This is a genomic window from Streptomyces sp. NPDC111656, assembly GCF_055656965.1.
This window is the reverse complement of sequence record NZ_JBVKCA010000013.1, coordinates 27,226-39,781: the sequence shown is the minus strand read 5'-3', so window position 1 is coordinate 39,781 and position 12,556 is coordinate 27,226. Positions and strand designations below refer to the sequence as shown.

Sequence of the window (12,556 nt, the reverse complement as noted above, 5' to 3'; positions counted from 1 at the left end):
CTACCGTACCCACGAGCGCGGACGGCTGGTACGGAAGGCCCTGCGACCACAGTGTGCGAGGAGACATCGATGACGGCATTCATCCTGGTGGCGGGCGCCCACACCGGCGGCTGGATATGGCAGGCGGTGGCCGATCGGCTGCGGGAGTCGGGGGCACAGGCGTATCCGGTGACGCTCACCGGCATGGGTGACCGCGGCCATGCGGCGGGACCTGACACGGACCTGGAGACGCACATCCACGATCTGCTGCGGGTGATCGACCGGACGGACGCGGCAGAGGTGGTGCTGGTCGGTCACTGCTACGGCATCCACCCGGTGCTCGGCGCGGCCGACCGGCGCCCGGAACGGATCGCCCGGATCGTCCACCTGGATGCGGGTATGCCCCAGCACGGCGATCAGGCCCTCACCCTGGTGCCCGACCAGGCGGTCCGCGACCGGTTGCTGCACCGGTCCGGGCCGGCCGATGACGACTGGCGGATTCCCCCGCCGACACTTGAGGAGTGGCAGCGCTGGGGCAGCGTCGCCGGCCTCTCGCCCACCGTACTGGCTCGGCTGGCGGGAGACGCCGTACCGCATCCGGCCGGCACGCTCACCCAGCCGCTCCGCCTGTCGAAAGCGGTCTCCAAGGTGCCGAAGACCGGCGTCCTGTGCACCGCCAACGGTTCGAGTATCGCCATGGTCGAGGCCCTGGTGGGACTGGGGGACCCGCGCTTCCAGGTGCTCACCGACCCGCGGGTGAGCTTCTTCGAACTCGACACCGGGCACTGGCCGATGCTCTCCTGCCCCGAGGAGGTGGCCGAGACACTGGTGCGGGCCGCCGAGGGAGAGGGGCACAGGGTGGCCGCGGCGGTGAACGAACAGCCGGCGCATCTTCGCCCTTTCCTGATGGATGTGCCGGAGCGGCCTCGCGAGCGAGTGGGACGGGTCGATCTATACCTCCCCGACGACCTCGCTGAAGCCGACCGCCCGCGGCCGACGGTGGTGTTCGTCCACGGTGGCCCGGTCCACCCCGATGTGCGGCCGACTCCCCGGGACTGGCCGGGCTTCGTCGGCTACGGCCGGTACGTGGCGGGTTTGGGGGCCATCGCCGTCACGCTGGACCATCGGCTGCACGATCTCGCCGACTACGGTCGGGCCGCCGAGGACATAGCCGAAGCGCTCGACCTCGTACGGGCCGATCCGCGCGTCGACGGGGACCGCGTGGCGCTGTGGCACTTCTCCAGTGGCGGGCTGTTGGCGGCGGACTGGCTCGCGGCGCCCCCGCCGTGGTTGCGGTGCGTCGCGGCGAGCTATCCGATACTCGCACCGCTGCCGAACTGGGGGCTTGTCGATGCCCGGTTCCGTCCGGCGGACGCGGTGCGTACCGCGGGGCGGTTGCCGATCGTGTTGACCCGGGTGGAGCTGGAGCGCGCGGAGATCGCGGTGACGGTCGAGGAATTCCTGGCCGTCGCCGAGAAGTGTGACGCCGATGTCGAGGTGATCGACGTACCGCTCGGCCACCATGGTTTCGAGACCATCGACCACACCGAGCAGGCGCGCGACGCCGTGGAGCGAGCGGTGCGCTCCGTACTGGGGCACCTGCGGCGCTGAGACATCCCCCGAGCACGAAACACGGATGGTGCCGACCGAGAGTCGGCCAGCACCATCCGTGTGTGTAAACGTTGTGTCCGAGGGGGGACTTGAACCCCCACGCCCGATAAAGGGCACTAGCACCTCAAGCTAGCGCGTCTGCCATTCCGCCACCCGGACAAGGTGTCTGCCGCCTGGCCGGGGGTGTTCCCCGCGGCGACATGGACAACAATACCAAGGTTTCGGAGTGCCTTTCACCTGCATATCCGGGTGCTGGGAGTGGCTGTACGGGGCCGAAGGAGGGGGCGCCCGGCCGATTACCAAAGGTGACACACAGGTCACCTAGGGTCCACGCAGGGGAGCCGAGGAGCCCCGGACTCGCACCCTCACTCCGCGTTCCGACGCTCCTCCGCCACCAGGATCCGCAGGGCTCGCACGAGCGCGGCCGCCGCCTCCTCGTCCAGCGGGTCGAGGAAGCGCCGCTCCATCGCGAGGCGCGCACGCTCGGCCCGGTCGAGGCAGTCCCGGCCCGCGGGCGTCAGCTCGACGATGTTCTTGCGTCGGTCCTGAGGACTGCGGCGCCGCTCGACCAGTCCCTGGTCTTCCAGGCCGTCGACGAGCGCGACCATCGTGGTGCGGTCGACGCCGAGCCGTCCGGCCACCTCGACCTGCGACAACGGGTACTCGGCGGCGAGCACCGCCAGCACCGCGAGCTCGTGGCCGTCGATCCCGAGGGGCGCCAGCGCCTCCGCGGACGCTCGCGCCAGCCGCTGCTGGGCGTGCTTGAGCAGATAGCCGAGCCTGGACTCAAGGGGCACGGGAGGTACGGGAGGGCGCTCACCGGTCATGCCAGGAACTGTACCCAAGACTGATTGTCAGCTCAGCTGATGATTGTCTAGGCTGAGTAATATGAGCTATCAACGCGTGCGCTTCGGTATCAAGACCACCTCCATGCACGTCTCCTACGACGACATCCGCCGTGTCTGGCAGGAGGCCGACGCCCTGCCCGAGATCGAGGACGCCTGGCTCTGGGATCATCTGCTTCCGCTTCGCGGCCCCAAGGACGGCCAGGTCCATGAGGGTTGGACGCTGCTCAGCGCCCTGGCCGCGCAGACCGAGCGGCTGCGGCTCGGCCTCCTCGTCACCAGCAACCGCATCCGCCCGCCCGCCGTCCTCGGGAAGATGGCCTCGACCGTGGACGTGGTCTCCGGCGGCCGGCTGGTCATGGGCATCGGTGTCGGCGGCACCCACCAGCCGCCCGACGCGGGCGGGATCGCCGGCGAGAATCCGGCCATCGCCGAGTACGAGGCGTACGGGCTCTCCCTCGTCCCGCCCGGCGAGGGGGTCGCCCGGCTCGGCGAGACCGTCGAGATCCTGCGCCGGATGTGGACGCAGGACGACCCCTTCGACTTCGAGGGGCGTTATTACCGGCTGCGGGGCACGCGGAACGAGCCCAAGCCGGTGCAGCGGCCCGGGCCGCCCCTGCTGATCGGCGGCTGGGGGACTCGACTGCTGCGGCTCGTCGCCGAGCAGGCCGACATCTGGAACATCCCCGGACCGCCGCACAACAACGTCGAATTCGTCGCCGAGCGCGGTCGGGTGCTGGACGCGCACTGCGCGGACATCGGACGGGATCCGCGCGAGATCACCCGTTCCGTACAGGTCGTCGTCTCGTACGACGATCCCGCCGCCACCCGCGCCACCGTCGCCGACCTCATCGGCATCGGCGTGAACCATGTCGTGCTCAGTCTCCCCCAGCCCTACCCACCGGGCGTCGCCCGCTGGCTGGTGGACGAGATCATCGCAGGAGTCCGCAGGGGTCCGAGAGGGCAGGCGGCGCCCTGAAGCGGGTACCGCCCGCCCCATCTCACGGAACGAGCTGGTACTCGGGGAAGTTGCCCGGCAGCCGCTCCCCCGCCGGCCCCTGCGTGACGGCGCGCACGAGCAGCTCGCCGCCGACGAAGGCGCCGCGCCAGGACGCGCCGAGGCCGCCGAAGAGCTCGTCGCGGTCGCCGCGGGAGCGGGGCTTGCCGCGGCCGACCTTGAACGCGCGGATCTGCGGGGCCAGTCGGGCGTACGTCGCCTCGTCGTCCGTGGACAGCGTGGCGACGAGCGCGCCGTTCGACGCGTTCATCGCGGCGAGCAGCTCCGCCTCGGTGTCGACCAGGACGATGGTGTCGACCGGGCCGAAGGGCTCCGCGTGGTGCAGCGGTGAGGACGGCGGCGGGTTCAGGAGCGTGACCGGTTGGACGTACGCCGCCGTGTCCTGGCCGGGCAGGAAGCGTGCGTCGGTGAGCTTGCCGCGGTGCAGCGGAACGGCGCCGCGGTCGATGGCCTCCGCGACCTGGTCGTGCAGCTCCTTCGCCTTGGCGGCGTTGATGACGGGCCCGAAGTCCAGCGCGGGGTAGGGGTCTTCGGGGTGCTCGACGGCCAGCGGGTGACCGACCCGCAGGGTGCGGACGGCGGGGAGATAGGCGGCGAGGAACTCGTCGAACAGCGTGCGCTGGACGACGAAGCGCGGGTAGGCGGTGCAGCGCTGCTTGCCGTAGTCGAAGAGCTTGGGGATGACGGCTGTCAGTGCGTCCCAGTCCGTGTGGTTCCAGATGCCCCAGGTGTTGAGTCCCTCCTGTTCGAGTACATGCCGCTTGCCGAGGTCGGCGACGGCGGTGGCCACCGCGGCGCCCGTGTCACGGCCGCCGACGAAGGAGACGCAGCCGATCTCGGGCGCGCGGACCAGCGCCTCCGACAGCTCGCCTCCGCTGCCGCTGACGAGGGTGACGGGGACCCCTTCGCGTGCGGCGAGCGCGCCGGCCAGGGTGAGGCAGGCGACGCCGCCGTCGGTCGGGGTCTTGGCGATGACCGCGTTCCCTGCCAATGCCTGTACCAGCATTGCGTGAACGAGCACGCTCATCGGGTAGTTCCAGCTCGCGATGTTGGACACGGGCCCCTCGAGCGGAGCCCGGCCGTCCACCATGGGCTCGATGCCGTCGACGTACCAGCGCACGCCGTCGATCGCCCGGTCCACGTCGGCCTGCGCGAGTCGCCATGGCTTGCCGATCTCCCAGACGAGGAGGAGGGCGAGCAGCTCGCGGTGCTCGGTCAGGGCGTCGAGGGTGGCCGCGACGCGCGCCCGTCGTTCGGCGAGCGGGACGTGGCGCCAGGCCCGGTGCTGGTCGAGCGAGGCCCGTACGGCCTGGTGGGCCGTTGCGGCGTTCAGGCGGGGCGGGCCCGCGATGGGGCTTCCGTCGACCGGACTGGTGGCGGGCAGTGCCCGGCCGTCCGCCCGCCAGGAGGCGTCCCAGAGATTGAGGACGCGGTCCTCCTGAAACGCCTCGGGGGCGACGGCGAGGCAGCGCTGCCAGGCGTCGGCCCAGGACGTACCGGACTTCAGGACGAGGGGGGTGTTGAGGGTGGATGCCATTCGGATGTCTCCGCTCTCGGTGCACAGTCGGGGGCGGGAGGTGCCTGGCTCCTGCCGAGCTGCATGGTGCACGGGCCCGGACGAGGAGTGGTCGCATCCGTGCGGAGGAGGACGGTGGTCGCGTCCGCACGGAGGGAAGGGTTCGTACGCGGGAGGGTGGTCGCGTACGGAGGAAGGTACTGAGGAGGCTCCGCTCGTGACAGTCACCTCACATCAACTATGAGTGACGTCTCATCTCACCCCTGTGCGGCGACACGCTCCGATTCCCATCGGGTCAGCACCAGCCGGGCCGTCTCGGTCGGTGTGCCGCCCACCCGTACTCCGGCCGCCTCGAGGGCCTCCTTCTTGGCCTGTGCGGTGCCCGACGAGCCGGAGACGATCGCGCCCGCGTGGCCCATCGTCCTGCCTTCGGGCGCGGTGAAACCGGCGATGTAGGCGACGACGGGTTTGGTGACGTGGTCGCGGATGTACGCGGCGGCCCGTTCCTCGGCGTCGCCGCCGATCTCGCCGATGAGGACGACGAGTTCGGTGTCGGGGTCGTCCTGGAAGGCGGCCAGGCAGTCGATGTGGGTGGTGCCGACGACGGGGTCCCCGCCGATGCCCACGCACGTCGAGAAGCCGATGTCGCGGAGTTCGTACATGAGTTGGTACGTCAGTGTGCCCGACTTGGACACCAGGCCGATGCGCCCCGGCTTGGTGATGTCGGCGGGGATGATGCCCGCGTTCGACTGCCCCGGAGTGATCAGGCCCGGGCAGTTGGGGCCGATGACGCGGGTGCCCTTCGTGGCGGCGTACGCGTGGAAGGCGACGGAGTCGTGAACGGGGATGCCCTCGGTGATGACGACGGCGAGCCCGATGCCCGCGTCGGCGGCCTCGATCACCGCGGCCTTGGCGAACGCGGGCGGAACGAACACGACGGTGACATCGGCTCCGGTCGCCGCCATCCCCTCGCGCACCGAGCCGAAGACGGGCACCACCCGGTCGTCGAAGTCGACGGCCTGTCCCGCCTTGCGCGGATTGACCCCGCCGACGACGTCCGTGCCGGCGGCGAGCATCCGCCGGGTGTGCTTCATGCCCTCGCCGCCGGTCATGCCCTGGACGAGAACCTTGCTCTCCTTGGTGAGAAAGATGGCCATGTCCTGTTCCTCCTTCAGCCGGCGGTGGCGAGCCGGGCCGCGCGGTGTGCGGCGTCGTCCATGGTGGTGGCCTGCTGGACCAGGGGGTGCGCGCGGCCGTCGAGGATGGCGCGGCCGCGGACGGCGTTGTTGCCGTCGAGGCGGACCACGAGGGGCTTGGTCAACCGCACGGTCTCCAGCGCCCGCACGATGCCGTCGGCGACCGCGTCGCAGGCCGTGATGCCGCCGAAGACGTTGACGAAGACCGATTTCACGGCCGGGTCGGAGAGGATCACGGAGAGGCCGTCGGCCATGGTCTGGGCGGAGGCCCCGCCGCCGATGTCGAGGAAGTTCGCGGGGCGAGCGCCGCAGCCCGCGACCACGTCGAGCGTCGACATGACGAGGCCCGCGCCGTTGCCGATGATGCCGACCTCGCCGTCCAGTTTGACGTAGTTGAGGCCCTTGGCCGCGGCCGCCGCCTCCAGGGGGTCGTCGTGCGCGATCTCCTGCTCACCCCAACGCTCCTGGCGGAAGCGGGCGTTGTCGTCGAGGGTGACCTTGCCGTCCAGGGCGAGGATCTGTCCCCGGGCGGTCCGTACGAGGGGGTTCACCTCGACGAGCACGGCGTCCTCGCGGGTCAGCACCCCCCAGAGGCGTACGAGAACGTCGACTGTCTCCGGGGGCAGCCCCGCGGCCTCGGCGATCTCGGTCGCCTTCGCCGAGGTGACGCCCACGGCCGGGTCGACGGGAACACGCGCCACCGCCTCCGGGCGGCTCGCGGCCACCTCCTCGATGTCCATGCCGCCCTCGGCCGACGCGATCGCGAGGAAGCGTCCGGCGGCGCGGTCGAGGACGTAGCCGACGTAGAACTCGCTCTCGATGTCGACCGGTTGGGCCAGCATCACCTTGCCGACCGTGTGGCCCTTGATGTCCATGCCGAGAATCTGACGTGCCGTGAGCTCGGCGGCGGCCGGGTCGGCGGCGAGTCTGACGCCGCCCGCCTTGCCGCGTCCACCGGTCTTCACCTGGGCTTTCACGACGACTCGGCCGCCGAGTCGGCGGGCGATCGCACGCGCTTCCTTGGGCGAGTCCGTGACCTCGGCCCTCGGCACCAAGATGCCGTGTTCCTCGAAGAGTTCCCTTGCCTGGTGCTCGTACAGGTCCATCACCGGCTCCTGACTGCTGTGTCTGTCTGGGGAGCGACCCCCAGACCCCCGGAAAATGCCGCACGCCCCCTGGACACCACCCACCGGATGCGGGATAACAAGCTTCATACAGTATTCGTCGACTGTATGCAATGTACCGCGAGAGCGTTCCAACCCCCTACGAAGGGACAGGACTTCGCCATGCCCGACGACATCAGCCAGGACTTCATCTCCGGTGGGCATCTGGTCGCCAAGGCACTCAAAGCAGAAGGTGTGGAGGTCATCTACACCCTGTGCGGCGGCCACATCATCGACATCTACGACGGCTGCGTCGACGAAGGCATAGAGGTCGTCGACGTCCGTCACGAGCAGGTCGCCGCCCACGCCGCCGACGGCTACGCACGCATCACCGGCAAGCCCGGATGCGCCGTCGTCACGGCGGGTCCCGGTACGACCGACGCCGTGACCGGCGTCGCCAACGCCTTCCGCGCCGAGTCCCCGATGCTGCTCATCGGCGGCCAGGGGGCGCACACCCAGCACAAGATGGGGTCCCTGCAGGACCTGCCGCACGTCGACATGATGACGCCGATCACCAAGTTCGCCGCTACGGTGCCGGACACGGCGCGCGCCGCCGACATGGTGTCGATGGCGTTCCGGGAGTGCTTCCACGGCGCGCCCGGCCCCTCCTTCCTGGAGATCCCGCGCGATGTCCTGGACGCCAAGGTGCCGGTGGAGAAAGCCCGGATCCCGGCCGCCGGCCACTACCGGGCCTCGACCCGCTCGGCCGGTGACCCCGAGGCGATCGAGAAGCTCGCCGACCTCCTCGTGCACGCCGAGAAGCCGGCGATCCTGCTGGGCAGCCAGGTATGGACGACGCGCGGGACCGCGTCCGCCATCGAGCTCGTCCGCACCCTCAACATCCCGGCGTACATGAACGGCGCGGGACGCGGCACGCTGCCGCCCGGGGACCCGCACCACTTCCAGCTCTCGCGCCGGTACGCCTTCTCCAACGCCGATGTCATCGTCATCGTGGGTACGCCCTTCGACTTCCGCATGGGCTACGGCAAGCGGCTCTCCCCGGACGCGACCGTCGTGCAGATCGACCTCGACTACCGGACCGTCGGCAAGAACCGGGACATCGACCTCGGCATCGTCGGCGACGCGGGTCTGGTCCTGAAGTCGGTCACCGAGGCGGCCTCCGGGCGCCTCAACGGCGGCGCGTCGAAGCGCAAGGAATGGCTGGACGAGTTGCGGGCCGCCGAGCAGACGGCCATCGAGAAGCGGCTGCCCAGCCTGAAGTCGGACGCCTCGCCGATCCACCCGTACCGCCTGGTCAGCGAGATCAACGACTTCCTCACCGAGGACTCGATCTACATCGGGGACGGCGGCGACATCGTCACCTTCTCCGGGCAGGTCGTCCAGCCCAAGTCACCCGGGCACTGGATGGACCCGGGCCCGCTCGGCACGCTCGGCGTCGGCGTCCCGTTCGTGCTCGCGGCCAAGCAGGCACGGCCCGACAAAGAGGTCGTCGCCCTCTTCGGGGACGGCGCCTTCTCCCTCACCGGCTGGGACTTCGAGACCCTCGTCCGCTACAACCTCCCCTTCGTCGGCATCGTCGGCAACAACTCCTCCATGAACCAGATCCGTTACGGCCAGGCCCAGAAGTACGGCCTGGAGCGCGAGCGGGTCGGCAACACCCTCGGCGACGTCCACTACGACAAGTTCGCGCAGATGCTGGGCGGCTACGGCGAGGAGGTCCGCGACCCCGCCGACATCGGCCCGGCGCTCCAGCGTGCCCGGGAGTCGGGCAAGCCGTCGCTGATCAACGTCTGGGTCGACCCGGACGCGTACGCCCCCGGAACCATGAACCAGACGATGTACAAGTGAGGTGCCCCCGATGACCCCGATCACCCCGATCACTGGAACGTCGACCAAGGCTCTCGAAGGCGTCCGTGTCCTCGACATGACGCACGTCCAGTCGGGTCCGTCCGCCACGCAACTGCTGGCCTGGCTCGGCGCGGACGTCGTCAAGCTGGAGGCGCCGACCGGTGACATCACCCGCAAGCAACTGCGCGACCTCCCCGACGTCGACTCCCTCTACTTCACGATGCTCAACTGCAACAAGCGGAGCATCACCCTCAATACCAAGACCGAGCGCGGCAAGGAGATCCTCACCGAACTGATCCGGCGCTCCGACGTCATGGTCGAGAACTTCGGACCGGGTGCGGTCGACCGCATGGGCTTCACCTGGGACCGCATCCAGGAGATCAATCCGCGGATCGTCTATGCCTCCATCAAGGGGTTCGGGGACGGCCCGTACACCAACTTCAAGGCGTACGAGGTCGTCGCGCAGGCCATGGGCGGGTCGATGTCGACCACCGGTTTCGAGGACGGGCCGCCGCTGGCGACGGGGGCCCAGATCGGTGACTCGGGCACGGGCGTGCACGCCGTGGCGGGGATTCTCGCGGCGCTGTACCAGCGGGAGAACACCGGGCGCGGGCAGCGGGTCAACGTGGCCATGCAGCATGCCGTGCTCAACCTCTGCCGGGTGAAGTTGCGCGATCAGCAGCGACTGACTCATGGCCCGCTCGCTGAATATCCCAACGACGACTTCGGCGTCGAGGTTCCCCGCTCCGGCAACGCGTCCGGCGGCGGCCAGCCGGGCTGGGCGGTCAAGTGCGCTCCGGGCGGCCCCAACGACTACGTGTACGTCATCGTGCAGCCCGTCGGCTGGAAGCCGATCACCGAGCTCATCGGACGGCCGGAGCTGGCGGACGACCCCGAGTGGGCGACCCCGGAGGCCCGGCTGCCACAGCTCACCAAGATGTTCCAGCTCATCGAGGAGTGGTCGGCCACGCTCCCCAAGTGGGAGGTGCTGGAGAAGCTCAACGCCCACAACATCCCGTGCGGCCCGATCCTGTCCACCAAGGAGATCATGGAGGACGAGTCGCTGGTCGCCAACGAGATGGTCGTGTCGGTGCCGCACCCCGAGCGGGGCGAGTTCGTGACCGTGGGCAGCCCACTGAAGCTCTCCGACTCCCCCGTGGACGTGACCAGTTCGCCGCTGCTCGGCGAGCACAACGAAGAGGTCTACATCGGCGAGCTCGGCCTCGGCGACGAGGAACTTCGCCTGCTCAAGTCGAACGGGGTGATCTGAGTGATGGCCGAAGACCGGATGCTCAGGGTGCGCACGCTCCTCGACGCCGTGCGGGCCGAGGGGCGGACCGCGCTCACCGCGCCCGAGGGAAAGGTGATCGCCGACGCGTACGCGATCGCCGTCCCCGGCGAGGAGCTGGCGACGGACGTCGACGAGGCGGTGGCGTACGCGGCACGCTTCGGCGGGCCCGTCGTGATGAAGATCGTCTCGCCGGACATCCTCCACAAGACCGACGCCGGCGGCGTGATAGTCGGCGTGGAGGGCGCGGCGGACGTACGCGCCGCCTTCCACGAGATCGTCAAGAACGCGCGGGCCTACGCCCCGCGGGCCCGCATCGAGGGCGTCCAGGTCCAGGAACTGCTCCCCCAGGGGCAGGAGGTCATCGTCGGGGCGGTGACCGACCCGACCTTCGGGAAGGTCGTCGCCTTCGGGCTCGGTGGGGTGCTGGTGGAGGTCCTGAAGGACGTCACCTTCCGGCTCGCCCCCGTGGACGCCGACGAGGCGCTGTCGATGCTGGACTCGATCAGGGCGGCCGAGATCCTGCGCGGGGTGCGTGGCGCGCCGCCGGTGGACCGGTGGGCGATCGCCGAGCAGATCCGACGGGTCTCCGAACTCGTCGCGGACTTCCCCGAGATCGCCGAGGTGGACCTCAACCCGGTGATCGCCACTCCGGAGGGCGCGATCGCCGCGGACATCCGCGTGATCCTCGCGGACTCGGTCCCCAAGGAGCGGCGCAAGTACACGCGCGAGGAGATCCTCACGTCGATGCGGCGGCTGATGGAGCCCTCGTCCGTGGCCGTGATCGGCGCCTCCAACGAGCACGGCAAGATCGGCAATTCGGTCATGCGCAACCTCGTCGACGGGGGCTTCGCCGGCGAGATCCACCCGGTGAACCCCAAGGCCGATGACATTCAGGGCCGCAAGGCGTACAAGAGTGTCACCGACGTTCCCGGTGAGGTGGATGTGGCGGTTTTCGCGATCCCCGCCAAGTTCGTGGCCTCGGCCCTGGAGGAGGTGGGACGCAAGGGGATCCCCAACGCCGTACTGATCCCCTCCGGGTTCGCGGAGACCGGCGAGCACGAGCTCCAGGACGAGATCGTGGCCATCGCCGAGCGGCACGGGATCCGGCTGCTCGGGCCGAACATCTACGGCTACTACTCGACGTGGCAGGACCTGTGTGCCACGTTCTGCACCCCGTACGACGTGAAGGGCGGCGTCGCGCTCACCTCGCAGTCCGGTGGCATAGGGATGGCCATCCTGGGCTTCGCGCGCACTACGAAGACGGGTGTTTCCGCGATCGTCGGGCTCGGCAACAAGTCGGACCTGGACGAGGACGACCTGCTCACCTGGTTCGGCGAGGACCCGCACACCGAGTGCATCGCGATGCACCTGGAGGACCTGAAGGACGGCCGCGCCTTCGTGGCGGCGGCGCGTGCGACGGTCCCGAAGAAGCCGGTCGTCGTCCTAAAGGCGGGGCGCACGGCCGCCGGGGCGAAGGCCGCCGGCTCGCACACCGGCGCACTCGCGGGCGACGACGCCGTGTACGAGGACATCCTGAAGCAGGCCGGCGTCATCCGGGCTCCCGGACTGAACGAAATGCTGGAGTACGCGCGCGCGTTGCCCGTACTGCCCACCCCCAAGGGCGACAACATCGTCATCATCACGGGTGCGGGCGGCAGCGGTGTGCTCCTGTCCGACGCGGTGACGGACAACGGCCTGTCCCTGATGGAGATCCCGCCGGACCTGGACGCGTCCTTCAGGGCGTTCATCCCGCCCTTCGGGGCCGCGGGCAACCCGGTGGACATCACCGGGGGCGAGCCGCCGTCGACGTACGAGGCGACGATCCGCCTGGGCCTGGAGGACCCGCGCATCCACGCGCTCGTCCTCGGCTACTGGCACACCATCGTGACCCCTCCCATGGTCTTCGCCGAGCTCACCGCGCGTGTGGTGGCCGAATTCCGTGAGCGCGGCATCGAGAAGCCCGTGGTGGCGTCGCTCGCGGGTGACGTCGAGGTCGAGGAGGCCTGCCAGTACCTGTACGAGCGGGGGGTCGTGGCGTACCCGTACACGACGGAGAAGCCGGTGGCCGTACTCGGCGCGAAGTATCGCTGGGCGCGGGCGGCGGGCCTCTTGGGGGGCGGTTCATGAG

Annotated in this window: 9 protein-coding genes and 1 tRNA gene; 5 read left to right on the top strand and 5 right to left on the bottom strand. The window is 69.8% G+C overall.

The annotated features are described in order from the left end of the window. Positions 1-69 precede the first annotated feature (69 nt). The gene (locus tag ACZ7M3_RS32330; protein WP_472067839.1) at positions 70-1,590 is read left to right on the top strand and encodes an alpha/beta fold hydrolase; all 1,521 of its coding nucleotides are present in this window, start codon (positions 70-72) and stop codon (positions 1,588-1,590) included. A gap of 74 nt (positions 1,591-1,664) precedes the next feature. On the opposite strand, the gene ACZ7M3_RS32325 is transcribed toward ACZ7M3_RS32330, so the two are convergent. Beyond that, positions 1,665-1,749: transfer RNA gene (locus ACZ7M3_RS32325), tRNA-Leu, on the bottom strand. A gap of 206 nt (positions 1,750-1,955) precedes the next feature. Then, positions 1,956-2,417 (bottom strand): MarR family winged helix-turn-helix transcriptional regulator, encoded by a 462-nt coding sequence (locus ACZ7M3_RS32320; protein ID WP_355305436.1) that lies wholly within the window; start codon positions 2,415-2,417, stop codon positions 1,956-1,958. Between the two features lie 61 nt (positions 2,418-2,478). Between ACZ7M3_RS32320 and ACZ7M3_RS32315 the strand changes: the two genes are divergently transcribed. Further along, a complete protein-coding gene (locus ACZ7M3_RS32315) occupies positions 2,479-3,414 on the top strand; it encodes an LLM class flavin-dependent oxidoreductase (protein WP_472067837.1) in 936 nt (311 codons plus the stop codon). Between the two features lie 22 nt (positions 3,415-3,436). On the opposite strand, the gene ACZ7M3_RS32310 is transcribed toward ACZ7M3_RS32315, so the two are convergent. From ACZ7M3_RS32310 to sucC, 3 genes are all read right to left on the bottom strand, one after another. Continuing rightward, the gene (locus ACZ7M3_RS32310; protein WP_472067835.1) at positions 3,437-4,990 is read right to left on the bottom strand and encodes an aldehyde dehydrogenase family protein; all 1,554 of its coding nucleotides are present in this window, start codon (positions 4,988-4,990) and stop codon (positions 3,437-3,439) included. Positions 4,991-5,226: 236 nt separating this feature from the next. Next, a complete protein-coding gene (sucD, locus tag ACZ7M3_RS32305) occupies positions 5,227-6,126 on the bottom strand; it encodes a succinate--CoA ligase subunit alpha (protein WP_472067833.1) in 900 nt (299 codons plus the stop codon). A gap of 14 nt (positions 6,127-6,140) precedes the next feature. After that, the gene (sucC, locus tag ACZ7M3_RS32300) at positions 6,141-7,271 is read right to left on the bottom strand and encodes an ADP-forming succinate--CoA ligase subunit beta (RefSeq protein WP_472067831.1); all 1,131 of its coding nucleotides are present in this window, start codon (positions 7,269-7,271) and stop codon (positions 6,141-6,143) included. 180 nt (positions 7,272-7,451) lie between these two features. Between sucC and ACZ7M3_RS32295 the strand changes: the two genes are divergently transcribed. Genes ACZ7M3_RS32295 through ACZ7M3_RS32285 form a run of 3 tightly spaced genes read left to right on the top strand, consistent with a single transcriptional unit; the run spans position 7,452 to position 12,555 of the window. Next, a complete protein-coding gene (locus ACZ7M3_RS32295; RefSeq protein WP_388520718.1) occupies positions 7,452-9,137 on the top strand; it encodes a thiamine pyrophosphate-binding protein in 1,686 nt (561 codons plus the stop codon). A 10-nt stretch (positions 9,138-9,147) separates the two neighbouring features. After that, positions 9,148-10,407 carry a formyl-CoA transferase gene (gene frc / locus ACZ7M3_RS32290; RefSeq protein WP_472067829.1) on the top strand — a complete coding sequence of 420 codons (1,260 nt, stop codon included), beginning with the start codon at positions 9,148-9,150 and terminating at the stop codon, positions 10,405-10,407. Positions 10,408-10,410: 3 nt separating this feature from the next. Beyond that, a complete protein-coding gene (locus tag ACZ7M3_RS32285; RefSeq protein ID WP_472067827.1) occupies positions 10,411-12,555 on the top strand; it encodes an acetate--CoA ligase family protein in 2,145 nt (714 codons plus the stop codon). The last annotated feature ends 1 nt before the right edge of the window (position 12,556 follow it).